Genomic DNA, 24,376 nt, shown 5'->3' with positions numbered 1-24,376 from the left:
CCGGTGGTGATGGGCGAGGTCGGAGCCGGTATCGCCGGACGCGGATGCCGGAGGGACGGCGGTTCGGCGGGCGGTGCTTCCGCGGGAAGGCGTTCGGGGGACGGCGGTTCGGGGGACGGAGGTTCCAGATCGGGGGCCGACACGCCAGATTGCGGACGAATCCCCCGGATCGGGCCGACATCTGGCGTGTCGGCCCCCGGAGTGTCACCGGGTTCCTGGGCGGTGCGAGGGTCCTGGGCGGTGCGGGCGGCCTCAGCAGCCCGCCGGGCGCGCAGCTCGGCCCTGGTGAGAGGCTGGTCGCCGTCAGTACTCATACGGGTCCTTCGGCTCGGCGACCTTCTTCACTGTGGTCGGCTCGATGCGCAGAGTGCCGTCGGCATCCGCGTGCACCGTCCCGGTGACCTCCACCCACTGCCCGGTCTCGTACCGGCCGGCGACGCCGGCGAGCGGAACGGTGGCGGGGCGGGCATCGATCACGCAGTGCGTGATGGTCATCCTCGTCAGGCCGGCATCCCCTCCCTCCCCGGGCGTGACGAAGCCGATGAGCGTGACGGATGCGCCGTCGTAGTCCTCCGGACGGCTCGAGGTCGCGAAGGCACTGGCCCAGTCCCCGACCCCGAAGGTCGTCGTGTCGGCGACGCCGAGGGCGATGTCATCGGTGCCGGCGAACAGCACCGTGCTCTCCCCCGCGCGCGACACCGCCAGCTGCGCGGACAGGGTCGCGGGCGGCAGCACCAGCGCGGCCAGCACGACCACCGAGGCGATGGCGCCGCCGGTCACGACCGCGATCGTCTGCAGCATCCGCCGCCGGTGCGATCCGGCATCCGCTCCCGGCGCCGACCCGGTGTGGTCGTGGTCGCCCTCCGCGCCCGGCGGCAGCGTGCATGACCAGACGGCCAGCACGAGCATCACGACGGCTGCCGCGCACGCGAACCAGACCGTGTCGGGGCTGATGTACAGCGTGAGCCGGCCCGTGAGGCCGAGGCCGAGCGTCACCACGGCGATCACGGTCGCGAGGCCCAGCCCCAGCCAGCGGGAGGACAGCGCGTGGAAGCCTTCTCGGCGCTCCTCGGCGGTGGAATCAGCCAAAGACGTTCACCCCGATCCCGATGGCGCATGCGCTCAGCACGACCAGCGCGACCAGCGCCGCCAGCACGCGCGCAGTGAACGTGGTGCGCAGCAGCGCGAGCATCTTCAGGTCGACCAGCGGGCCGACCAGCAGGAACGCGATGATGGCGCCCGAGGAGAACGTGGAGGCGAACGACAGCGCGAAGAACGCGTCGACGTTCGAGCAGATGGCTACGGTCATCGCGAGCACGACCATCGCGAGGATCGAGAGCACCGGGTTCGCGCCGATCGCCAGCAGCACGTCGCGCGGGATGAGCACCTGCACGGCGCCGGCGAGGGCCGAGCCGATCACCAGGGCTGGCATCACGGCGCGCAGCTCGACGAGGAACTGGATCAGGCTGCGACGGGTGGGCGAGCCGGGCTCGTGCACCATGTGATCGCAGGTCTCCACGAACCGCTCGGTGAGCAGGCTCTGCGGGTCGGGGTGCCGGCTGTAGATCCAGCCGATGAGATTCGCGATCGCGTATCCGCCGACGAGCCGGGCGACGAGGATGCCGCCGTCCCAGCCGAACGCGGCGTGCGTGGTGAGGATCACGATCGGGTTGACGATGGGTGCCGCGACGAGGAAGGTCAGCGCCTCGGCGGGGGCGAGGCCGCGCATCATCAGGCCGCGCGCGAAGGGCACGTTGCCGCACTCGCACACCGGGATGAACATGCCCAGCAGCGAGAGCACGGCACGGCGCACCCAGGCGTTCTCGGGCAGCCAGCGCTGCACGGCATCCGCGGGCAGCCACACCTGCACGACGATCGACAGGACCACGCCGAGGATCACCCACGGCAGCGCCTCGATGAGCACGCTGAGCGTGAGGGTCAGTCCATCCTGCGCGCGATCGGGCAGAGCCTGGGAGAACAGGTTCGGCACGAGCAGATCGATCAGCACGAGCACGGCGAGGATGCCGACGCCGACGGCGATCGCGCGTCCGGTCGGCACGCGGCGGGGCGGATGCCGATGCGCATGCGCCGTGGCGGCCGTCGTGCGCGGCGGGGCTGAGGTCACTCGCCCGCTCCGGCGGCGTCGCGGCGCGCGGCGCACTCCGCGCACAGGCCGAAGATGTCCACGACGTGCTCGGCCTCGCGGAAGCCGTTGGCCGCCGCGGTGCGCTGCGCCCACTGCTCGACATCCTTGGCCTCGATCTCCACGGCCCGCCCGCACGAGCGGCAGATCAGGTGGTGGTGATGACGCTGAGTGGAGCAGGCGCGGTACAGCGCCTCGCCCTCGGGGCTCTGCAGCGAGTCGGCCTCGCCGGAGGCCGCGAGCCCCGCCAGTGCCCGGTACACGGTCGCCAGACCGATGCCGGTGCCCTCCTGGCGAAGATCGGCGTGCAGCGTCTGCGCACTCACGAAACCGCGCGCATCGGCGAGCGCGTCGCGCACGCGCTCGCGCTGCCAGGTGTTCCGCTGAGCCATGCACCCGAGTCTAGGCCGGGCGGCTGTGCGCCGCTCGGGCGCTCGCCTGCGTGGTCGGGCGGCGCCCGCCGGTCAGGAGCGGGAGGGCTCCCCCTCGTCGAGCTTCTCCTCGGACACGTCATCGGGGCCATCGGATGCGTCATCCTCGCGCGGTGCGTCCCCGCCGGAGGTCTCGAGAAGCTCGCCGAGCTCGGTGTCGAGTGTGTCGCCGGCATCCGCAGAGTCGCCGGCATCCGTTCCCGCGTCCGCCGCAGAAGCGGATGCCGGAGACGCGAGCACGCCCTCAGGACGGATCAGCTCGCGCACCTCGGCCATGAAGCTGTTCAGCTGCTGCTGCTGCCAGCGCAGCTGGCGGGTGCGGTCCTCGGCATCCCGCAGTGCCGCCGTCGCGTGCCCGGTCACCGAGTCGATGATCTTCTGCGCCTTCGCACGGGCGCGATCCAGCGTCTCGCGCGAGCGCACCTGCGCCTCGGCCTCGATGGCCTGCGCCTGCGAGCGCATGAGGCGCTCGTAGTCGTCGGCCTTCGCCGAGATGCGCTGGGCGTGGTCGAGGGACGCGGCGACCTGCTCATTGGCATCCGTGGTGATGCGCTCGGCGTGCGACACGGCCTGGTTGTGCAGCACCAGGAACTCCTGCTGCGCGTCGTCCTGACGGCGGGTGAGGGTCTCCTCGAACTCCAGCACGCGGGCATTCATCTCGCGCACCTCGCGCTCGGCGTCCGCCCGAAGGTCGGTGGTCTCGCGAGTGACCATGGCTCGCAGCGCCGCGGCGCCCTTCTCGGCCTCGGTGCGGACGGTCGCCGCCTCCTGCTCGGCCTGCGCCACCTTCTCGGCGGCATGCGCGGACTCGCGCTGCAGACGGGCCTGGTGTGCGGTCAGCTCGGTGTCGATGCGCAGACGCACCTGGTCGGCGTCGTGCTCGGCCTGCGCGGTGATGCGCGCCACGTCGGCGGCCAGCTCGGCGCGCTTGGCCTCGGCCTCCTCCCGGGCGGCCTGCAGCAGGCGCTCGGCCTGGGTGGCTGCGTTGTGGATGAGCACGCTGGCCTGGTCCTCGGCCACGCGCAGCACGGCCTCGAACTGCTGGCGGCTCTGCGGCTCGTCGGCATCCTTGGGCGCATCGCTCAGCTCGGAGGCGAGGGTGCTCACCTGGGCGGCGGCGTCCTCGGCCTGCGCCCGGGCCGCGGCCAGCTCGTCCTCGAGCCGCGCCAGACGCTCTTCGTTGCCGGAGACGGCATCGGCCAGCGCACGCTCGTGCTGGGCCCGGAGCGCCTCGAGAGCCTCCCGGTGACGGGCGTCGGCCGTCTCGCGGTCGTTTGTCAGGCGCGCGACCTGGTCGCGCAGCGTGGCGATGGCCGCATCCACCTCGGCCTTGTCGTACCCGCGGAAGCCCTGCGTGAACGACGCGTGCTCCTTGCCCGGGTTCGAGGTCAGCAGCTGGTCGAAGAAGTCGCCGCTCTGCGCATTGTCGGACTCGTGCGTCTCGCTCACCGGACGTCACCCTTTCTCACGTGTTCTGCCCCGGGATACATGATCTCATCCCCCTCATTCCGCGGCGAGCACGAGTCTTCGCCGCCCGGACGGAGAATGACCGGCGTCAGGCGACGTGGCGGATTCGGGTGCGCAGGAGCTGCGCGAGCCAGCATCCGAGGTAGATCAGGAACGAGACCGTCGTGATGTACGGGCTGACGGGCAGGGTCCCGGCGAGCGCCAACAGGATGCCGCCCACGGCCGAGACGAAGCCGAACAGCGCCGCCAGCAGCGGCACGGCCAGCGGCCCGGCCGACAGCCGCATCGCGGCGGCGGCGGGGGTGACCAGCAGCGCCATGACCAGCAGCGCGCCGATGATGTGCACGCTGACCGCGACGATCAGTCCCAGCAGCACCATGAACACCAGGCTCACGGCACGGGTCGGCACGCCGCGCGCGGCGGCGGATTCCGGATCGAGCGAGTCGAAGCGCAGCGGGTTCCAGATCAGCAGCAGTCCCACCAGCACGATCAGGCTCATGCCGATCAGCCAGCCGAGGTCGGGGTTGGAGACCGAGACGATCTGCCCGGTCAGCAGACCGAAGCGGTTGGCCGTGCGGCCCTGCACCAGGGAGAGGAACAGGATGCCGAGGCCCAGGCCGAACGGCATGAGCACGCCCACGATCGAGTTGCGCTCGCGCGCCTTCACGCCGAGGAGTCCGATCAGGACGGCGGCGACCAGCGCGCCGGCGACCGAGCCGACAACCACACTGCCGTCGAACAGCAGCGCGGCGGCCGCGCCGGCGAAGGACAGCTCGCTCACGCCGTGCACGGCGAAGGCCAGGTCGCGCTGCATGACGAAGACGCCGATCAGGCCGCCGACGATGCCCAGCACGGCACCCGCGAGGAGCGAGTTGGACAGCAGCACCAGCAGCTCGCCGTAGTCCTGGAACGAGAAGATGTCGCCCCAGTCCAGCCCCGGGATCATGCGGCGCCTCCGGCGGGCAGCATGCCGATCTGGGCCGCGTCCTCGTCGTGGCGCGTCTCGGCATCCGGCACGCCCACGACGACCAGCCGCCCGCCGGTGCGGAACACGTACACGGGCGTGCCGTACAGCGCCGTGAGCACCTCGGTGCGCAGCACCTCGTCGGGCGTGCCGAGCAGGAAGCGCCCGCCGGCGATGTACAGGATGCGGTCGACGCGATCGAGGATCGGGTTGACGTCGTGCGTGACGAACAGCACGGCGGTGTCGTGCTCGCGGCGACGCCGGTCGATGATCTCGGCGACCGCGCGCTGATTGGCGAGGTCGAGGTTCGACAGTGGCTCGTCGCACAGCAGCAGCACGGGGTCGTCGGCGAGTGCCTGGCCCACGCGCAGCCGTTGCTGCTCGCCGCCGGAGAGCAGTCCGACGGGCCGGTCGGCGTAGTGCGCGGCTTCCACGCCCTTCAGCAGCTCATCGACGCGGGCGCGGTCGCCGCGGCGCGGGATGGGCAGTCCGAACCGGATGCCGTGCACGCCGAGCGCGACCAGGTCGCGGGCGCGCAGGCTGGTGTCCGGCGGCAAGGGGCGCTGCTGGGGCACGTAGCCGATGCGGGAGTTTCCGCGGCGGGCCGCGGTGCCGTCGACGGCCACGCTCCCGGCCGAGAGCGGCTGCAGGCCCAGGATGCTGCGCAGCAGCGTCGTCTTCCCGGAGCCGGACGGCCCGAGCACGGCGATGAACTCGCCGGCCGCGACGTCGAGATCGAGTCCGGCCCACAGCTCGCGGTCACCGCGACGCAGCGAGGCGCCGCGGATGCTGAGCACGGGTGCGCTCACGCCGGCCGGCGTACCGCTCATCGGTCCAGGGCGGCGCTGAGGTCGTCGATCGCGGAGCGCATCCACTGAGCATATGACTGATCTGCCCCGAGCAGCTCCGAGAAGGTCACGACGGGGATGTCCGCGCGCTTCGCGGCGTCGGTCACCCGCGTCGTCTCGGAGCCGCCGGTCTGCGCGGTGGTGAGCACCGCGCGCACCTCGCCGTCCTCGACCACGTGCAGTGCGTCGAGCAGGATCGCGGGCGCGACGTCGTCTCCCTCCTCCACGGCGGAGGCGAACCCGTCCGGCGCGACGTCGTCCAGCCCCGCCGCTGCGGCGAGCAGCCCGGGCAATGGTTCCGTGATGAACACCTTCTGCCCCTCGTGCTTCTGATGCAGGGCGTCCAGATCGGCCTGCAGCGAGGTCAACTCGCCGGCGACCTTCTCGGCCCTCGCCGCGTACCCGGCCTTGCCCGCCGGATCGAGCTTCGTCAGACCGTCGGTGATCCGCTCGACCACGTGCGTGATGGTGTGCACGTCGAACCACACGTGCTCGTTGAAGCCCTCGATGTGCGAATGACCCTCGTGGTCCTTGCTGTGATCGTCCTCCTCGACGGTCGCTCCGGGGTAGTCGTGCGAGAACTCGGCGGCGGTGATGACCACGGCGTCCGAACCCTCGCGCAGCTGCTCCATGAAGGAGTCGTAGCCGCCGCCGTTCTCGATGATGAGGTCGGCGTGCTGCACGGCGAGCCTGTCACGCGCGGTGGCCTCGTAGGAGTGCGGATCCTGCGCCTTCGAGGCAATCAGGCTCGTGACGTCGACGCGGTCGCCTCCGACCTGCGCGACCAGGGATCCGTAGACGTTCGTCGATGCGGCCACCTGGACGCGCCCGTCCTCGGCCTGACCGTCCGCTGCGGAGCCGCATCCCGTCAGTACAAGAGCGGCGGCGGTGAAGAGCGCTGTGATAGCCGGAGTCTTTCGCATGGCCCCATGCTAATCGCTAATGAGAACCATTCTCAACTCGGCGAGTGCTGCGGATGCCGGAATCGCCGCACCCTCTGTCAGGAGACGGCGACTCCGGCATCCGAGAGCGAGCCTTCCGGACGTTGAGAACGTCCGGTCAGGCCGCAGGCGCGATCCAGGCCGTCGCCTCACCGGGCAGCGCTCCGCCCGAGACGGGCTGCGTCGACAGCACCAAGCGCCCGGCATCCTCGCCCAGATCGAACGGCTCGGTGCCGAAGTTCGTCACCACCTGCCAGCCGTTCGGGCGGGCGAAGCGCAGCACGTCGGCGCACCCCGTGCGGATCCACTCCAGCTCCTCGACGGTCTGCAGCTCGTGACGCAGCGCCAGCGCACGGCGGTACACGTTCAGGGACGACGACGGATCGGCTTCCTCCGCCTCGACGGCGTACTGCGCGAACCAGCCCGGCTGCGGGATGTGCGCGCCACCGGCGCCGAACCCGAACGACGCACCCGACGACGTCCACGGCAGCGGGACACGGCAGCCGTCGCGGCCGAGGCCATCGCGATCCGGATCCGCTCCGCGGAAGAACGCGGGATCCTGCCTGTCCTCGGGGGCGATGTCGCCCACCTCGTGCAGGCCGAGCTCCTCGCCCTGGTACAGGTATGTGCTACCGGGAAGCCCCAGCAGGAACAGCGTCGCGGCCAGCGCGCGGCGGCTGCCCTGTTCCAGGTCGATCTGGGCGGCGGGGGCCCCGGCGAGGATCCAGTGCGAGCCCTGCTTGACCCTGCTGCCGTTCAGCGGCGCAAGACCATAGCGAGTGGCGTGCCGCACCACATCGTGGTTGGAGAGCACCCAGGTCGACGATGAGCCGGTGACCTCGCTCTGCGCGAGGTTGTCGGCCACGATGCGCTGGAACTGCGCGGCGTCGAAGTCGGCCTCCAGCAGATCGAAGTTGAACGCCTGACCGAGCCCGTCGGGGGTGGCGTACTTGGCACGCCGCTCGGCCGTCGCCACCCACGCCTCGGCGACGGCGATGCGCGGCGGGTCGTACTCGTCGAAGACCTGCCGCCACTCCCGGTAGATCTCGTGCACGGCATCCCGGTCCCACAACGGGTGCCGGCCGCCGGTGGCATCCATCGCGTCGAGCTCTGCCTGGCTGGGCAGCGCTGCGGGCAGGTCCTTGCTGAGCCCGTGCGCGACGTCGATGCGGAAGCCGTCCACGCCGCGGTCCGACCAGAAGCGCAGGGTCTGCAGGAACTCGGCATGCACGTCGGGGTTGTCCCAGTTGAAGTCGGGCTGCTCGGTGGCGAAGAAGTGGAAGTACCACTGACCGTCGCCGACCGGCTCCCACGCCGGGCCGCCGAAGCAGGACTGCCAGTCGGCCGGTGGAAGTTCGCCGTGCTCGCCGAGGCCGTCGCGGAAGATGTACCGGTCGCGCTCGGGCGAGCCCTTGCCCGCGGCGAGCGCGGCCTGGAACAGCACGTGCCGGTTGGACGAGTGGTTCGGCACGATGTCGACGATCACCTTGATGCCCCGGGAATGGAGCGCCGCGATCATCTCGTCGAAGTCCGCCAGCGTGCCCAGGCGCGGGTCCACGTCGCGGTAGTCGGCCACGTCGTAGCCGCCGTCGGCGAGCTCGGACGGGTAGAACGGGCTCAACCACACCGCATCGACGCCGAGGCCGGCCAGGTAGTCTGCCTTCTGCACGACGCCGCGGATGTCGCCGAGGCCGTCGCCGTTCGCGTCGGAGAAGCTGCGCGGATACACCTGGTAGACGACAGCCTGACGCCACCAGTCGGCATCGATCGCGGAGTCCCCGACGGGGACGGCATCGGTCGTGAGTGTCATGGATTCTCCTTGGTAGGTGGATAGGGCCGTTCGACAGGCTCAAGGGCGCGAACGGTGGGTCAGCCCTTGACAGCGCCCTGCGTGACGCCCTCCATGACCCACCGCTGCGTGAACAGGTAGGCCACGATCGCCGGCGCCATCGCCATCAGGTACGAGGCGAACGAGACGTTGTAGTTGTTGCTGAACTGGGTCTGGAACAGGTTCTGCCGCACCGGCAGAGTCTGCAGGGCGGGGTCGGAGATGATCAGCGACGGCATCATGAAGTCGTTCCAGGCGTACAGGAAGGCGAAGATCCCGACCGTCGCGCTCATCGGCCCCAGCAGCGGGAAGATGATGCGCCAGAACGTCTGCCAGGTGCTGGCGCCGTCGATGCGGGCGCTCTCCTCGAGCTCCAGCGGGATCGACCGCAGGAACGCGGTGAACAGCAGCACGCTGAAGCTGAGCTGGAACATGGTGGCCAGGATGATGACACCGCCGGGGTTGTCCAGGCCGACCCGGCCGGTGAGCTGGATCTGCGGCAGCGCCACCACGGGGAACGGGATGAACATCGCCGCCAGCAGGTAGAAGAACGACCAGCGGAACAGCCGGCGGTCCCAGTTGCGCACGATGGCGTACGAGGCGAACGCCGCCAGCACGATGGTGGCGATCACGGTGCCGGCGGTGACCATCAGCGAGACAGCAGCGCCGACGGGGAACTTGGTGAGGTTCCAGGCCTCGACGAAGCCGTCCAGGCTGAACGGCGCAGGCAGCGAGAAGGCGTTGCCGTCGACGGCCTGCCCGGTGGTCTTGAAGGCCATCGAGATGGTCACGTACAGCGGCAGCAGCACGGTCACCGCGCACAGGATCAGGAGGATCGTGCCCGACCAGTTGACCCGCTCCATGCGGGGCCGACGGCCGTCGGCGGTGATGGTTGTCAGAGTCTGCGTCGACATCACAGCGCGTTCCTTCCGCGGGTCAGGGAGAGCTGCAGCAGCGAGATGAGCACGGCGACGATGAAGAAGATGGTCGCGTTGGCCATCTGGTAGGCGTAGTCGCCGCCGTTGAACCCGGCGATGATGGTCATCGCGATCGAGCGGGTGGAGGTTCCGGGACCGCCGTTGGTGAGGCCGACGATGATGTCGTAGGCGTTCAGGAAGCCCTTGAAGCCGAGGATGACGTTGATCACGACGTAGCCGGCCACCAGCGGAAGCGTGATCCTCACCAGCTGCTGGCGCTTGCTGGCGCCGTCGATGTCGGCGGCCTCGTACACGTCGCCCGGCACCGAGAGGAGTCCCGCGATGTAGATCAGCAGCGTGCCGGGGATCGCCTGCCACGCCGTCACGATCACGATGGCGATCCAGGCCAGGTCGGGATTCGCGAGCAGGCTGGTTCCCAGCCACGGGATGCCGAGAGCCGAGCCTGCGGCCGGGATCGAGTTCGAGAACAGGAAGTTGAAGACGTAGGCGATGATGATGCCGGAGACCACCATCGGGATCACGAAGATCGTGCGCAGGCCCACCTTGAAGCGGATGCGGGAGGTGAGCCCCACCGCCAGCAGGAACGCCGCGATGTTGACGACGATCACCGTCGCGATCGAGAACCCGAACGTGAACAGGTAGCTCTGCAGGATGGCCGGATCGCCGAACAGCGCGATGTAGTTGGTCAGTCCATTGAAGCTCCAGGACCCGATGCCGATCGAGTCGGTGAAGCTGAAGAAGATGCCGATGATGCCTGGCACGGTGATGGCCAGGGTGAACAGCACCAGCGTCGGGACGAGGAAGAAGTAGTAGATCGGCTCGACACGGCGGTGGCTGCGTCGGCGCGTGGCATCGCCCGCGGTGACGATCGTGCTCGTGGCGCTCATTCGGCGGACTCCTTCTCGTCGGATGCCGACGGATCGCTCTTCACGACCGGGGCGCGGAATGCGATGCGGGCCCAATCGGCATCCATCGTGCTGAGGATCGACTTCGGCTGGGCGCCGAGCACGATCGCCTGCGCGTAATTGAAGACGGGGATGGTCTTGGGCACCAGCACGGACGGACCCTGATAGATCCGCCCCTCCTCGTAGTACGGGATCATGCCCGCCACGCGCGGGTCATCAGGCGCCTTGGCGCCCTGGGTCGGGGTGAACCCGAGCTGCGAGTCGTTGTACGCCTTGATGTGCGCGGGCTCGTACAGGTACTCCAGGAAGTCGCGGGCGGCCTTCTTGTGATGGGAGCCCTCGGGGATCATCGCGGCGAGATCCATGTTCACCCGCACGGCCAGGTCGTCGGGGTCGTTCGTCATCGGCAGCGGGAAGGTGCCGAGCTCCAGGTCGGGTGCGGTCTTCGCGATCTCGCTGAACGCCCACGGGCCCTGCAGGTACATCGCCGCCTTGCCCTGGGAGAACGCGAGGTTGCCGTCTCCGTAGCCGCGGCTCGCGGCATCCGGATTCACATCCTCCCTGGCGAGCTTCTCCATCTTGCCGATGGGCCCCGCGAAGTCCTTCTGGAACGACACTGCGGAGTGCGGACCGACCTCGGCGCCCTCGGCGTTGAGCTCGCCGAAGAAGTCGACGACGTCGAGCGAGCCGCCGACGGCGTAGTCGTACCAGCCCTGTCCGACCGTCCAGTCGTCTTTGAAGGTGGCGTAGAACGGCGTGATGCCGGCGGCCTTCAGCTGGTCGCAGGCGGCCAGCAACTCATCCCAGGTCTTCGGGACCTGGATGCCCTGCTCGTCGAAGATCTGCTTGTTGTAGATGACGGAGGCGGCCATCACCGAGTACGGCAGTGCACTGATACGGCCGGCGCAGGAGCCGTACTGATCCATCAGCGGCTGCAGGTCGTCGCGCACCGAGGAGGCGGCATCCGTGCCGGACAGGTCGCTCAGCGCGCAGCGCTGCACGAAGCGGGCGACCTCGAAGTTGTAGTTGGCCAGCATGATGTCCGGCGGGTTGCCGCGCACGAAGCTGGCCGAGACGACATCCACCCCTGAGGTGTCGATGTCGACGTGCACCTTGTCCTGCGAGGCGTTGTACTGCGCGACCAGATCGGTCATGAAGCCGATCGCCTCGCGCTTGCTGAAGGTGAAGCGGATCGCCTCGCGCCCGTCCGACGAGCAGCCTGCCAGTGCGCTGGCGGCGAGGACGAGCGTCGCAGCGATGGCGAGAGCGCGTGTTCTTCGTGAAGACAACATCGTGCCTTTCTGGGTCCCGATCCTCATGGATCAGATCCGATGATTAAATCTATTGGTCGAATCAACTGGATTGGGACATACTTTGACAGAGCGAACCCGAGAGGTCAAGAGCGATGGCGAAGATTTCCGCGGATCTCGGCACCGGCCGAGGCAGCGTGGGCCTCGTGCTGGATCTGGCCTGGGGACACGGCGTCTTCACGGCAAGCGACGCGATGGCCGCTTCCGGGCTGACGCGCTCGACGACGATCGACGCACTGGACACCCTGGTCGCGGCCGGCGTGCTGCGGGAGCTGCCGAACGCGCGGGATGCCGGCGAGTACCGCGCCGGCCGGCCCGCCCGCCGCTTCGAGCTGCCCACCGATCTGGGCGCCGTGATCGGCATCGACTCGGGCGACTCGCACCTGACCGTGACCATCGCCGATCTGGCCGGCAGCGTGCTGGCCTCCGCCCGGCGCGCACTGGGTGCGCAGCAGACGCCCCAGGAGCGTCGCGATGACATCGTGGATGCCGTGCGCAGCACGCTGGCATCCGCCGGCATCGACCGGAAGGACGTGCTCGCGCTGTGCGCCGGCGTGGCCGCCCCTGTGGCGCGGGACGGCTCATCACCCCCGCACCCGGAGGGCTTCTGGGAGCGCACCAACCCGGGCCTGGTCGATGCGCTGGCCGACTGGGCGCAGGTCGTGCAGATCAAGAACGACGCGCAGCTGGCAGCCGCCGCCGAGGGCGCTGCGGGTGAGGCGATCGGATGCCGGGACTACATCGCGCTGCTGGCGGGTGAGCGACTGGGCGCCGGCGTCGTGGTCGATGGGCTGCTGCTGCACGGCGCGCACGGCGGCGTGGGTGAGATGTTCGCGTTCGACTACGTGCGCGACGTGGACTCGGCCTTCGGTCTGGGCGCAGCAGCCGAGGAGCTCGCACAGCGCCTGCTGCGCTCCGGCGAGGCCGATCCCGACGGCGCACTGGCGAAGCTGCGACCGGAGCAGGTGGACGGCGGGCACATCATGGCGCTCGCGGCCGCGCAGGACCCGGACGCGCTGCGCGTGGCCAATCGCCTGGGCGAGCGACTGGCCCGCATCGTCGGAGTGCTGGGCAGCATGTTCGACCCCCAGCGCGTGATCATCTGCGGCGCGGTCGCCGAGGGCATCGGGCCGGTGCTGGACGCCACCCGAGAGGCGCTCGCCCCACTGCTGCACCTGCCCCGGCCCGAGCTGATCGCCTCGCAACTGGGCGGCGACATCGTCACGCAGGGCGCGCTGGCCACGGCACTGCAGAGCGCCAGGGGCACGGCGCTCCCGCGTCTCGCGCAGGAGCGGCTGCGGGAGATGTGAGCACGCCGGGAGGGCGCACCGACCCTCAGGAGGCCCCCAGCTGCTCGGAGAGTGCTGCCGCAGCGTCGGCGACGTACCGGCCCAGCGCCTGGAGGCGATCCCCCATCCTGATCTTGGGGGCGCTCACGTTGATGGCGGCGACGATGCGCCCGTTCAGGTCGCGGACGGGCGCGGAGGCGCCGACCACGCCGCCTTCCAGCTCCTCATCCAGCAGCGCGTAGCCATGCGTGCGGATGCGGGCGATCTCCTCCAGCAGCGACTCGAAGTCGGTGATCACCGCCTTGTCGACGGGCGGGGTCCACAGCAGGGAGAAGTCGGTCTCGGTGGTGAACGAGTCGGCGGGCTCGACGATCACCCGATCCTGGCCGTGCTCCGCGTACCAGCGCTCGAGCGCGCCGCGATCCCAGTCGCTCAGCAGGACCCGCCCCGAGGGCGTCCGCCACGCGGCGGTCGTGACGCCCTCCCACCCGGTCGCCCTGACCTCGTGCGGGCTGAGCTCGCTCATGATCGTGAGCACGTTGCCCCCGCGCAGCACGCAGAGGTGCGTGGTCTCCCGGGTGCCCTGCGCAACGCGGCGCAGGAGTGGACGACTGATCGCGACCATCCGGCTCTCGACCGTCCGTGCGGCGAGCGCGTACAGGCGCGCCCCGAGCCGGTAGAGCTGGGTGGTCTCGTCGCGCTCGATCAGCCCGGCGGCGGCGAGGGTGGCCATCGCCCTCGAGATCGCCGCCTTGTCGCGGCCGGTCAGCTGCGCCATCCGGACGACGCCGAGCCCGCCCTCGCGCATGGCCTCCGGCGCGCCGAGGAAGTCGAGGATCTCGACATCCCGCGCGAGGCCGGACGAATTGCGACGGGGTTCGGACACGGATGCCATTCTCCGAATCTAAACGTGAGTTGTCATATATACAACAGTCATTGTGAGAATGACATCGCTGTCCTAGCTTTGACCTACCCGAACAGGGCAACCCCCCTCTCGATGAAGAGAAAGGATGCCGATGGACACGAGCTTCAAGTGGTCCCGCTTCATCAACTTCCTCGCGCAGCGCTGGGACGAGATCCTCGAACTCGCCGCTCAGCACCTCGCCGTGGTGGCGATCTCCCTCGCATTCGCGCTGGTGATCGGCGTCCTCATCGGCGCGCTGGTGTGGAACCGGCCGATCGGGCGCGCCACCGCGCTGACCGCTGCGGGCATCGCCATCACCATCCCGTCGCTGGCGGTGCTCGCTCTGCTCTCCCCGCTGCTGGGCCTCGGCTGGGGGCCGAGCATCGTCGCCCTCGCGTTCTACGCGCTGCTGCCCATCATCCGCAACACGGTCGTGGGCCTCCGTGAAGTCCCGTCGCAGATCGTCGAGTCGGCACGCGGCATGGGCATGGGACGCACCCGGGTCCTCGTCACCACCCAGCTGCCGATCGCCTGGCCGGTCATCATGGCCGGCGTGCGGGTCTCGGCGCAGATGACCGTCGGCATCGCCGCCATCGCCGCCTATGTCGCCGGTCCCGGCCTCGGCCAGTACATCTTCACCGGCCTGTCGTCGATGGGATCGTTCAACGCCGTCAACTACGCCCTGACCGGAACCGTGGCCACCATCATCCTCGCGCTGCTCATCGATGCGGCCTTCATCCTCGTGGCCAGGGCCACCACCTCGAAAGGACTCCGCGCCTGATGTCTGACACCACCCACACCAACACCGGATTCTTCCGCGCCATCTCCGCGCAGTCGGCGGGCGTCGCACTCGAGCTCGACCACGTCACCAAGCAGTACCCCGGCCAGCCCGCACCCGCCGTCGAAGACTTCTCGATGAGCATCCGCCCCGGCGAGCTGGTCATGTTCGTCGGCCCCTCCGGCTGCGGCAAGACCACCACGATGAAGATGGTCAACCGGCTCATCGAGCCGACGTCGGGCAGCATCCGCATCGACGGCAAGGACGTCCTCTCCCTCGACCCGAACGAGCTGCGCCGCCACGTCGGCTACGTGATCCAGCAGATCGGTCTGTTCCCGCATCGCACGATCGCCGAGAACATCGCCACCGTGCCGAAGATGCTCGGCTGGAAGAAGGACCGCATCGCCGACCGCGTCGACGAACTGCTCCGCACGGTGCAGCTGGACCCCTCCATCTTCGCGAACCGCTACCCGCGGCAGCTGTCCGGCGGCCAGCAGCAGCGCGCCGGCGTCGCCAGGGCCCTCGCGGCCGACCCGCCCGTGATGCTGATGGACGAGCCGTTCGGCGCGACCGACCCGATCACCCGGGAGCGGCTGCAGGCCGAGTTCCTGCGGCTGCAGGCCGAGATCGGCAAGACGATCATCTTCGTCACCCACGACTTCGACGAGGCCATCCGGATGGGCGACAGGATCGCCGTGCTCAGCGAACGCAGCCACATCGAGCAGTTCGACACCCCGGCGCGCATCCTCGCTTCCCCCGCGAACGACTACGTGACCTCTTTCATCGGCCAGGGCGCGGCGATCAAGCGACTCGCGCTCATGCCGATATCGGATGCCGCCCTCGGGCCGGCCGTCAGCGGCGGACCTCGGATCCCGGTGACCGGGTCGCTGCGCGACGCACTCGACCTCATCGTGCTCAGCGGCGCCGAGCGCATCACCGTGACCGACCCGGACGGGAAGGCGATGGGCTCGATCGATCACGCCGCCATCTCGCACGTGCTGGGCACCAGCGCCCCGGCATCCGCGTCGGGTCCCGAGAGCGCGGTGGCGCCATGACCGCCACGGTCGCGCTGCTGTCGCCGCGGAAGGCGCGCGCCAGGGAGCGCACGCAGCGGATCCTCCGGCTCGTCACCGCACCCGTCATCGTGGTGCTCGCCGTGGCGCTGCTGTTCTGGTGGCTCTCCACGCTGCAGCTGGACTCCATCGAACAGCGCACGCTGAACCCGACGTACATCGAGGCGCGCATCAAGGAGCACCTGCTGCTGACCTTCGTCGCCTCGCTGCTGGTAGCCGTGCTGGCCATCCCCGCCGGCATCCTCGCCTACCGCACGCGTTCGCGCTGGGTGCGCAGCTTCTTCCTCGCCCTCGGGAACATCGGGCAGGCGACGCCCGCCGTCGGCGTGGTGATCCTGCTGGCGATCGTCTGGCAGACCGGCTTTGCCACCGCGCTCGTCGCCCTGGTCGCGTACTCTTTCCTCCCGGTGCTGCGCAACACCATGGTCGGCCTGGAGCAGGTCGGAGACGACGTCAAGGAAGCCGCTCGAGGCATGGGCATGACCCCCAACCAGGTGCTCCGGCGCATCGAGCTGCCGCTGGCCTCCCCGACGATCCTCGCGGGCCTGCGCACCGCACTGGTGTTCGCCGTCGGCACGGCGACCGTCGCCACCTTCATCAACGCCGGGGGGCTCGGCGACATGATCGTCAACGGCCTGAAGCTGCAGCGCTACCCCGTGCTGTTCACCGGCGCCGTGCTCGTGGCAGCCATCGCCGTCCTCATCGACTGGCTGGCCGGGGTCGTGGAGGACCTCGTCCGGCCGAAAGGCCTCTGAACCCGCGCCGGTCGTCGCCGGCATCCCCCTCACAAGAACCCGTACCAACACGATTCAGGAGAACCATGTTCACCAAGCGTCACATCGCCGCGACCGCCGCGATCCTCGTCACCACCGCCCTGCTCACTGCGGGATGCTCCACCGGCAGCGCCGTCGAGAGCGGCAGCAAGAGCAGCGACCTGAAGGGCCTGTCCGGAGTGATCGGCTCGAAGGACTTCTCGGAGCAGTACATCCTCGCGTACATGACCACCGACCTGCTCAACGCCCACGGCGCGAACCTGACGACCAACACCAAGCTCGTCGGCTCCGCGAACACGCGGCAGGCACTCACCAACAAGGACTTCCTCGGATACTGGGAGTACACGGGCACCGCGTGGATCACCTACCTCGGCAACACCGAGCCGATCACCGATCCCAGCGCGCAGTTCACCGCCGTCGCCGAGGCGGACCTGAAGGCCAACGACGTGAAATGGCTCGACCCTGCTCCGCTGAACAACACCTACGCCTTCGCCGTGCGCTCCTCCGAGGCGAAGAAGCTGAACGTCAAGACGCTCAGCGACGTGGCCGCGCTGCCCAAGGACCAGCAGACCTTCTGCATCGAGAGCGAGTTCTCCACCCGCGACGACGGCTGGCCGGGACTCGCCAAGGCCTACGGCATCGACGTCCCCGCGTCGAACGTGAAGCTGCTGGACACCGGCGTGATCTACACGGCCACGCAGAAGGGCAGCGACTGCAACTTCGGCGAGGTCTTCCAGACCGACGGCCGCATCAAGGCGCTGGACCTGACGGTCATGCAGGACGACAAGCAGTTCTTCCCCGTCTACCAGGGCGCGTTCACCATGCAGAACGAGGTGTTCGCCAAGTACCCGAAGATCGCCGACGTGATGGCCAAGCTCTCGCCGCTGCTGACCACGGAGCAGATGCAGACCCTCAACGCGAAGGTCGACGTGGACGGCGAGGAGCCGGCCGACGTCGCCAAGGAGTTCCTGAAGGAGAAGGGCCTCATCTGAGACTCTTCCCGCACGGAGCAGAGGCACAGAAGAAGAATCAGGAAGGAACCATGTCCATTCAGGATCACCCGACCATCGGCTTCATCGGACTCGGGAGCATGGGCGGCGGAATGACCCGCAACCTGCAGGCAGCCGGATTCCCGCTGGTCGTCAACGACGTCCGGCGCGATGCCGCCGACGGTCTCATCGCCGGCGGGGCGCGGTGGGCGGACAGCGCGGCCGCGGTGGCCGCCGCCAGCGACGTCGTCATCACCATGCTCCCCACGCCCCGGCACGTGTCCGAGGTGGCCGCAGGTCCCGGAGGGATCCTCGAGGGCATCCGCGATGGCGGCACGTGGGTGGACATGTCGACCTCGGTCCCGGAGGTGGCGGATGCCGTGCGCGCCGCCGCCTCCGGCCGGGGGCTGCACATCCTCGACGCGCCGGTGAGCGGCATGTCGGTGGGAGCCGCTCGAGGCATGCTGCAGATCTTCATCGGCGGAGACGCCGACGACGTCGCCCGGCTGCGCCCCGTGTTCGAGGCGATGGGCGACCCCGAGCGGATCCTGCACGTAGGCGGCCACGGCGCCGGCTACGCGGTCAAGCTCATGATCAATCAGCTGTGGTTCTCGCACCTGGTGTCCACCGCCGAGGTTCTCGCCGTCGGCGTGAAGGCCGGAGTCGATCTGAAGGTGCTGCGCGACGCACTCATCGCGAGCCCGGCCAACAGCAACTTCCTCGAGCACGACGTGCTCTCCATCCTCGACGAGGGCGACTACGACGAGGGCTTCGCACTGGCCCTGGCATGCAAGGACCTCGGCCTTTCAGTCGACCTGGCCCGTGCGGTCGGGATGCCGGTGGAGCTGTCCGGGCTCGTCGACCAGATCTTCCGACGCGCCAAGGCCACCTACGGCGATCGAGCCGGCGAGATGCAGCCGTTCCAGCTGTACGAGGACCTGCTCGGCACGCGGCTGAGGCTGGCCGATGCCGTCACCGTCGACGCCGACCAGCAGAAGGGAAAGGCAGCGTGACCACCGAGAGCGAGCTGCTTGCAACGATCCCCACCGGCCTGTACATCGACGGCCGCTGGCGCGACGCCTCGAATGGAGCGACCTTCGACGTGACCGACCCGGCGACCGAGCAGGTGCTCGCCCAGGTCGCCGATGCCACCGTGCAGGACGGGCAGGATGCCCTGGAGGCCGCAGACCGCGCACGGCGCTCCTGGGAGCGCACCTCTCCCCGCGAGAGGTCGGAGATCCTCCGCCGCGCCTTCGAGCTGGTGACGGCGCGCGCCGAGGAGTTCGCGCTGACGATGACCATCGAGATGGGCAAGCCGCTGGCGGAGTCCCGTGGAGAGGTCGCCTACGGAGCCGAATTCCTGCGCTGGTTCTCGGAGGAGGCTCCGCGCATCGCGGGGCGGTACGCCACGGCACCCGACGGTCGCAACCGGCTGCTGGTCGTGAAGCGCCCCGTGGGCCCGTGCCTGTTCATCACCCCGTGGAACTTCCCGCTGGCGATGGCGACCCGCAAGATCGCGCCGGCGATCGCCGCCGGCTGCACGATGGTGCTCAAGCCCGCCGCGCTCACACCGCTGACGGCACTGCTGCTCACGCAGGTGTTCGAGGAGGCCGGTCTCCCTGCGGGCGTGCTGAACGTCATCCCCACCTCGCACGCCGGTGCGGTCACCGGGCCGCTGATCAAGGACTCGCGGCTGCGCAAGCTCTCCTTCACCGGGTCGACGGAGGTGGGCCGTCGGCTCATCGCCGATTCGGCCGACCAGGTGCTGCGGGTGTCGATGGAGCTCGGCGGCAACGCCCCGTTCCTCGTCTTCGAGGACGCCGACATCTCCGCCGCCGTCGACGGCGCCATCGCCGCCAAGATGCGCAACGGCGGCGAGGCCTGCGTGGCCGCGAACCGCTTCATCGTGCACGAGAGCGTGGCGGAGGAGTTCACCGCGGCGTTCACCGCCCGGATGGCGGCGTTCCATCCCGCGCGCGGCACGGAACCGGCATCCACGATCGGCCCGATGGTCGACGCGGCCACGCGAGACAAGATCGCCTCGCTCGTCGACGGCGCCGTGCGCGACGGCGCCCGCGTCGCGCTGGGAGGTGCAGCGCTCCCCGGCCCCGGCTACTTCTACCAGCCGACGGTGCTGGTGGATGTGCCGGACGGCGCCGGCATCCTGGACGAGGAGATCTTCGGACCCGTCGCGCCCATCACGACGTTCCGCGACGAGGAGGAGGCCATCCGGCTCGCGAACGCCACCTCGTTCGGGCTGGTCAGCTTCGCGTTCACCCGCGACCTGGATCGGGCCCTGCGCCTGGCGGAGGAGCTGGACACCGGGATGCTGGGTATCAACGCGGGCGTGGTGTCGAACCCCGCGGCGCCATTCGGCGGCGTGAAGCAGTCGGGCCTGGGCCGCGAGGGCGGCATCGAGGGCATCGACGAGTATCTGGAGACCCGCTACGTCGGCATCGCCGACCCGAGCAGGAGGGACTGATCGTGGAGATCACCGAATTCGCGCCCTCGTTCTTCTCGCTCGCCGGGAAGCGCGCCATCGTCACCGGCGGCAACACCGGCCTCGGTCGCGCGTTCACCGTGGCGCTGGCCGCGGCGGGCGCCGACGTGTTCGCGCCGGGGCTCGCCCCCGACGACGGCATCACCGAGCGGCTGGTGAGCGCGCACGGACGGCGCTTCGTGTTCGCCCATGCCGACATCACCGTCTCCGGCACCCCGGCTCGGATGGTGGATGCCTGCGTCGCCGAGCTCGGCGGGCTCGACATCCTCGTCAACTCCGCCGGTATCTGCCTGCTGGACGACGTGCTCGCCTTCGACCGCAGCAAGTGGGACCCGATGGTCGCCGTCAATCTCACGGCCGCGTTCGACTTCGCGCACGAGGCCGCACGCGTGATGGTGCCGCAGGGGTCGGGGAAGATCGTCAGCATCGCCTCGTTGTTCTCGTTCCTCGGCGGCAGGCAGTCGCCGGCGTACGCGGCGACGAAGGCGGGCATCGTCGGTCTGACCAAGGCGTACGCCGACGAGCTGGGCGCCCACGGCATCCAGGTCAATGCCCTCGCCCCCGGATACTTCGCCACCGCCATCACCGAGGCCACCCGCTCCGATCCCGCAGCCGACCGGCGGATCATCGACCACACCCCCGCCGACCGGTGGGGTGATCCCGCCGACCTGATGGGACCGCTCGTGTTCCTGTGCAGCCGCGCATCCGACTACGTCAACGGGCACACGCTCACCGTCGACGGCGGCTACCTGGTCCGCTGAGCCCACCGCCCTGTTCCCCCACCGCCCTGAGAGAGAGACATGACTGATTCCCGTTCCGCGCTGAGCACCGCCCAGATCGTCGAGGGCCTCACCGGCATCCTCGGACCGGACAAGATCGACACCGACCCGACCGCGCTGCGCAGCGCCTCGGTCGACAGGTTCAAGAAGTACACCGCCGCGCACGGCATCTTCGACGGACCGTTCCCGTCGGCCATCGTCTACCCGGCGAGCGCGCAGGAGGTCGCGGACGTGCTGCGGTTCGCGAACGAGAACCTCATCGCCGTCGTGCCGCGCACCGGTCGCACGGCCACCGAGGGCGGGCTGGAGACGGTCATCGCCGACTCGATCGTGCTGGACGGCTCGCACATGGACGCGATCCTCGACGTGAACGCCGTGGACATGATGGTCACCGTGCAGTGCGGCGTGCCGCTGCAGCGGCTGGAGGACGAGCTGCGCCTGCAGGGCCTGACGACCGGTCACTCGCCGCAGTCCAAGCCGCTCGCGCAGTACGGCGGACTGACCGCGACGCGATCCATCGGCCAGTTCTCGACGCTGTACGGCGGCATCGAGGACATGATCGTGGGGCTCGAGGCCGTGCTGGCCGACGGCACGATCACGCGCATCAAGAACGTCCCGCGGCGCGCAGCGGGCCCCGACATCCGTCACATGGTCATCGGCAACGAGGGTGCGCTGTGCGTGATCACCGAGGTCACGATCAAGGTCTTCCGGCATCAGCCGGAGAACAACCGGTACTTCGGATTCCTCGTCGACGACTTCGGTGCGGGAGTCGACGCGCTGCGCGAGCTGATCACGTCGGGCTACCGCCCCTCGGTGTGCCGGGTCTATTCGCCGGAGGACGCACGTCAGCACTTCAGCCACTTCTCCGACGGGAAGAACGTCGTCGTGCTGGTGGCCGAGGGCCCGAAGGCCCTGGCCGACGCCACAGCCACCGCGATCGAGGAGGTGTTCGCCGACCGGCCGCACGTGCGGGTGGACGACTCCCTGATCGAGCAGTGGTTCGCGCGCCTGAACTGGGATCAGTCGGCGATCGACCGCGAGCGGCGCGAGATGCAGGAGCGCCCGCACCTGGGCTACACCACCGAGGTCTCGGTGGACTGGTCGCGCACGAACGAGCTGTACGAGGCCGTGATGAACAGGATCCGCGCGGAGTTCCCCCGGGCCGAGGACCTGACGATGCTGGGCGCGCACTCGTCGCACAGCTACCAGACCGGTACGAACCTGTACTTCGTGTACGACTACGACATCCGCTGCGAGCCGCGGCAGGAGATCACCGAGTACCACGAGCCCCTCAACGCGATCATCGTGGAGGAGGCGCTGCGCCTGGGCGGGTCGATGGTGCACCATCACGGCATCGGCAAGTACCGCACCCCGTGGACGCGGCAGGAGCACGGCAGCGCCTACGTGCTGCTGGAGCGCCTGAAGCACGCTCTCGACCCGAACGGAATCATGAACCCGGGAACGATCTACCCGCTGGAGGCGTGAGGAGTGGACTCGTACCTCGTCGCGATCGACAACGGATCGCAGAGCACGAAGGTGCTCGTGGTCGATCAGGACGGCCGGGTGCACGCCTCCGCCCGGGTAGGGCTGCGGCCGTACGACACGATCGCTCCCGGCCGGGTCGTGCATCCGGACGACGACGTGTGGGACTCCATCGCGCGGGCCTGCACCGCGGCCCTGGCGCGGTTCGACGGCGACCGTTCGCGCATCGTCGGGGTGGGGTTGTGCACGATCCGCTTCTGCCGGGCGTATCTCCGCGCGGACGGGATGCTGGCCGAGCCGCTGCTGAGCTGGATGGACGAGCGAGTGGGGCGGCCGTTCGATCCGGCTGCGGTGCCCGACGCGCGGTGGGTGACGTCGTCATCCGGGTACATCGCGCATCGGCTCACCGGCGAGCGCACCGACGCGAGCGCCAACCTGCAGGGCGTCTGGCCGATCGACACCCGCTCCTGGCGCTGGCCGGCCGATCCCGCCGCCTACGAGGCGACCGGGATGCCGCGGACGATGCTCTTCGAGCTGAGGGATCCGGGCGAGGAGCTCGGCCGGATCACGGCGGATGCTGCCGCGGCGACCGGGCTGCCCGAGGGGGTTCCCGTTTTCGCGACGGCGAACGACAAGGCCGTCGAGGCGCTCGGCGCCGGTGTCGCGGACTCCCGCACGCTGCTGCTGTCGCTGGGCACGTACATCGCCGCGATGACGGTGGGCGACGGACCGGAGCACGGCGCCGCGTACTGGTCCAACTTCGCCGCGCGACCCGGCGTGCACCTGGCGGAGAGCCACGGCATCCGGCGCGGGATGTGGACGATCAGCTGGCTGCGCCGGCTGATCCGGCCCGACGACGCCGCGGACGAGACGATGTACGGCCTCGAGGCGGTGCTGGATGCCGAGGCATCCGGCGTCCCGGCCGGCAGTGACGGCGTCGCGGCGGTGCTGGACTGGCTGGCACCGGATGACGAGCCGTGGCGCCGCGGCGCGATCATCGGCTTCTCCGGCGCGCAGGGGCGTGCGCACCTGTACCGCGCCATCCTCGAGGGGATCGCGTTGACCATGGCCGACAACGCCGATGCGATGTCGGCCGAGCTCGGCCTGCATCCCGAGGCGCTGGTGGTCACCGGCGGAGGGGCGGCGTCGGCCACGATGCGGCAGATCCTCGCCGACGTGTTCGCGCTGCCCGTGCGCCGCGCCGAGAACGACGACGCGGCCGGGATCGGCGCGGCGATCTGCGCCGCCGTCGGCGCCGGTGTGCACGCCGATTGGGACACTGCGCTGCGGGCGATGGTCAGGCAGGTGCCCGCAGCCTCGCCCGGAGCGGATGCTGCCGCCTACCGGAGGCTGCGCCCCTGGCATCGGGAGATCCGCACGCGCATCGCCGAACTGTCGCGCTTCGCGGTCGCTCACGGCCCCGGGACCGAACAATCGCGATCGCCTGCGGCGGATGCCGCGGGGAAGGGAGACGAGAGATGAACCAGGACATCGACGGGCGGTTCGCGCAGGGCTGGGGCGGGACGGCGCCGAACGGCGTGCACGTCAACGTGCTGCTGGCGCGGCGCGGCACCCCGACGGCCGCGTCGATCACGACGGCCTTCACCTCGCCGCGGCCGGGCTTCACGCCCATCCTCGCCTGCGTGGGAGAGAGCCAGCAGGAGTACGTGACGGTCAACCCGCCGACCGTGATCCTCTCCAAGAGCCACGCCGAGGTCGGGATGGTCGAGACCATGGTCTTCGGCGCTGCGCAGGTCGGCGTCTCCCAGGGCGTGCTGGACGCCGTCGCGCAGGGGCACATCTCAGGCGACCAGGACACGCTCGTGTTCGTGTCGCTGTGGATCGACCCGGCGTGCGACGACGAGACGAAGGTCAAGATCGCGGCTCGCGCGGCGGCGGCTTCAGCGGTCTCGGAAGCCGCGAACGGCTTGCCGGACGGCATCCGCGCCGCTCAGGTGGCCGGACGCGACACGCTGACGCACCCGTTCTACGGGGGCGACTGAGCCCGCCGCGCGCGCAGTCGAAGCGGTCGTC

General features: G+C 69.7%; 23 protein-coding genes. 11 read left to right on the top strand and 12 right to left on the bottom strand.

Features of this window, described 5'->3' with window-relative positions:
• Positions 1-303 precede the first annotated feature (303 nt).
• The 11 genes from WA967_RS13650 to WA967_RS13600 form a co-directional block, all read right to left on the bottom strand.
• Positions 304-1,089: a TIGR03943 family putative permease subunit gene (locus WA967_RS13650; protein WP_424423623.1), complete on the bottom strand. Its 786-nt coding sequence runs from the start codon at positions 1,087-1,089 to the stop codon at positions 304-306.
• The gene (locus WA967_RS13645; protein WP_424423620.1) at positions 1,082-2,125 is read right to left on the bottom strand and encodes a permease; all 1,044 of its coding nucleotides are present in this window, start codon (positions 2,123-2,125) and stop codon (positions 1,082-1,084) included. Before WA967_RS13645 ends, WA967_RS13650 begins: the two co-directional genes overlap by 8 nt.
• Positions 2,122-2,535, bottom strand: coding sequence for a Fur family transcriptional regulator (locus WA967_RS13640; RefSeq protein WP_424423618.1), 414 nt, complete (start codon positions 2,533-2,535; stop codon positions 2,122-2,124). The genes WA967_RS13645 and WA967_RS13640 overlap by 4 nt, the downstream gene beginning before the upstream one ends.
• 72 nt (positions 2,536-2,607) lie before the next feature.
• Entirely contained in the window at positions 2,608-4,023 is a 1,416-nt protein-coding gene (locus WA967_RS13635; protein WP_424423615.1) for a DivIVA domain-containing protein, read from the bottom strand.
• A 106-nt stretch (positions 4,024-4,129) separates the two neighbouring features.
• On the bottom strand, positions 4,130-4,987 hold the full coding sequence (locus WA967_RS13630) for a metal ABC transporter permease (RefSeq protein WP_424423612.1): 858 nt from the start codon (positions 4,985-4,987) through the stop codon (positions 4,130-4,132).
• Entirely contained in the window at positions 4,984-5,835 is an 852-nt protein-coding gene (locus tag WA967_RS13625; protein WP_424423610.1) for a metal ABC transporter ATP-binding protein, read from the bottom strand. Before WA967_RS13625 ends, WA967_RS13630 begins: the two co-directional genes overlap by 4 nt.
• Positions 5,832-6,776 carry a metal ABC transporter solute-binding protein, Zn/Mn family gene (locus tag WA967_RS13620; RefSeq protein ID WP_424423608.1) on the bottom strand — a complete coding sequence of 315 codons (945 nt, stop codon included), beginning with the start codon at positions 6,774-6,776 and terminating at the stop codon, positions 5,832-5,834. Before WA967_RS13620 ends, WA967_RS13625 begins: the two co-directional genes overlap by 4 nt.
• 136 nt (positions 6,777-6,912) lie before the next feature.
• Positions 6,913-8,604, bottom strand: coding sequence for an alpha-amylase family glycosyl hydrolase (locus WA967_RS13615; protein WP_424423606.1), 1,692 nt, complete (start codon positions 8,602-8,604; stop codon positions 6,913-6,915).
• A gap of 59 nt (positions 8,605-8,663) precedes the next feature.
• Entirely contained in the window at positions 8,664-9,536 is an 873-nt protein-coding gene (locus WA967_RS13610) for a carbohydrate ABC transporter permease (RefSeq protein ID WP_424423604.1), read from the bottom strand.
• Entirely contained in the window at positions 9,536-10,447 is a 912-nt protein-coding gene (locus tag WA967_RS13605; RefSeq protein WP_424423602.1) for a carbohydrate ABC transporter permease, read from the bottom strand. Before WA967_RS13605 ends, WA967_RS13610 begins: the two co-directional genes overlap by 1 nt.
• Complete coding sequence (locus WA967_RS13600) at positions 10,444-11,757, bottom strand: ABC transporter substrate-binding protein (RefSeq protein ID WP_424423601.1); 1,314 nt, start codon at positions 11,755-11,757, stop codon at positions 10,444-10,446. Before WA967_RS13600 ends, WA967_RS13605 begins: the two co-directional genes overlap by 4 nt.
• A gap of 113 nt (positions 11,758-11,870) precedes the next feature.
• Between WA967_RS13600 and WA967_RS13595 the strand changes: the two genes are divergently transcribed.
• Positions 11,871-13,085 carry an ROK family protein gene (locus tag WA967_RS13595; protein ID WP_424423599.1) on the top strand — a complete coding sequence of 405 codons (1,215 nt, stop codon included), beginning with the start codon at positions 11,871-11,873 and terminating at the stop codon, positions 13,083-13,085.
• 25 nt (positions 13,086-13,110) lie between these two features.
• Here WA967_RS13595 and WA967_RS13590 read toward each other — a convergent pair whose 3' ends face one another.
• Positions 13,111-13,959: an IclR family transcriptional regulator gene (locus WA967_RS13590; RefSeq protein WP_424423597.1), complete on the bottom strand. Its 849-nt coding sequence runs from the start codon at positions 13,957-13,959 to the stop codon at positions 13,111-13,113.
• A 121-nt stretch (positions 13,960-14,080) separates the two neighbouring features.
• Here WA967_RS13590 and WA967_RS13585 point away from each other — a divergent pair, with 121 nt between their 5' ends.
• The 10 genes from WA967_RS13585 (at position 14,081) to WA967_RS13540 (ending at position 24,345) form a co-directional block, all read left to right on the top strand.
• A complete protein-coding gene (locus tag WA967_RS13585; protein ID WP_424423594.1) occupies positions 14,081-14,749 on the top strand; it encodes an ABC transporter permease in 669 nt (222 codons plus the stop codon).
• On the top strand, positions 14,749-15,801 hold the full coding sequence (locus tag WA967_RS13580; protein WP_298866340.1) for an ABC transporter ATP-binding protein: 1,053 nt from the start codon (positions 14,749-14,751) through the stop codon (positions 15,799-15,801). The genes WA967_RS13585 and WA967_RS13580 overlap by 1 nt, the downstream gene beginning before the upstream one ends.
• Positions 15,798-16,574 (top strand): ABC transporter permease, encoded by a 777-nt coding sequence (locus tag WA967_RS13575; RefSeq protein ID WP_298866338.1) that lies wholly within the window; start codon positions 15,798-15,800, stop codon positions 16,572-16,574. The genes WA967_RS13580 and WA967_RS13575 overlap by 4 nt, the downstream gene beginning before the upstream one ends.
• Positions 16,575-16,639: 65 nt before the next feature.
• Positions 16,640-17,584, top strand: coding sequence for a glycine betaine ABC transporter substrate-binding protein (locus WA967_RS13570; RefSeq protein ID WP_424423591.1), 945 nt, complete (start codon positions 16,640-16,642; stop codon positions 17,582-17,584).
• A 50-nt stretch (positions 17,585-17,634) separates the two neighbouring features.
• The gene (locus tag WA967_RS13565; RefSeq protein WP_424423588.1) at positions 17,635-18,594 is read left to right on the top strand and encodes an NAD(P)-dependent oxidoreductase; all 960 of its coding nucleotides are present in this window, start codon (positions 17,635-17,637) and stop codon (positions 18,592-18,594) included.
• Positions 18,591-20,063: an NAD-dependent succinate-semialdehyde dehydrogenase gene (locus WA967_RS13560; protein WP_424423586.1), complete on the top strand. Its 1,473-nt coding sequence runs from the start codon at positions 18,591-18,593 to the stop codon at positions 20,061-20,063. Before WA967_RS13565 ends, WA967_RS13560 begins: the two co-directional genes overlap by 4 nt.
• Before the next feature lie 2 nt (positions 20,064-20,065).
• The gene (locus tag WA967_RS13555; protein WP_424423583.1) at positions 20,066-20,842 is read left to right on the top strand and encodes an SDR family oxidoreductase; all 777 of its coding nucleotides are present in this window, start codon (positions 20,066-20,068) and stop codon (positions 20,840-20,842) included.
• A gap of 39 nt (positions 20,843-20,881) precedes the next feature.
• Entirely contained in the window at positions 20,882-22,345 is a 1,464-nt protein-coding gene (locus tag WA967_RS13550; RefSeq protein ID WP_424423581.1) for an FAD-binding oxidoreductase, read from the top strand.
• 3 nt (positions 22,346-22,348) lie between these two features.
• The gene (locus WA967_RS13545; protein WP_424423578.1) at positions 22,349-23,824 is read left to right on the top strand and encodes an FGGY-family carbohydrate kinase; all 1,476 of its coding nucleotides are present in this window, start codon (positions 22,349-22,351) and stop codon (positions 23,822-23,824) included.
• Positions 23,821-24,345, top strand: coding sequence for a formaldehyde-activating enzyme (locus WA967_RS13540; RefSeq protein WP_424423576.1), 525 nt, complete (start codon positions 23,821-23,823; stop codon positions 24,343-24,345). The genes WA967_RS13545 and WA967_RS13540 overlap by 4 nt, the downstream gene beginning before the upstream one ends.
• Positions 24,346-24,376 lie beyond the last annotated feature (31 nt).

The organism is Microbacterium sp. (assembly GCF_049650565.1).
In the GTDB taxonomy this organism is placed as follows: domain Bacteria; phylum Actinomycetota; class Actinomycetes; order Actinomycetales; family Microbacteriaceae; genus Microbacterium.
Note: the sequence above shows the minus strand (reverse complement) of the source record. Positions and strands in the feature narration are given on the sequence as shown.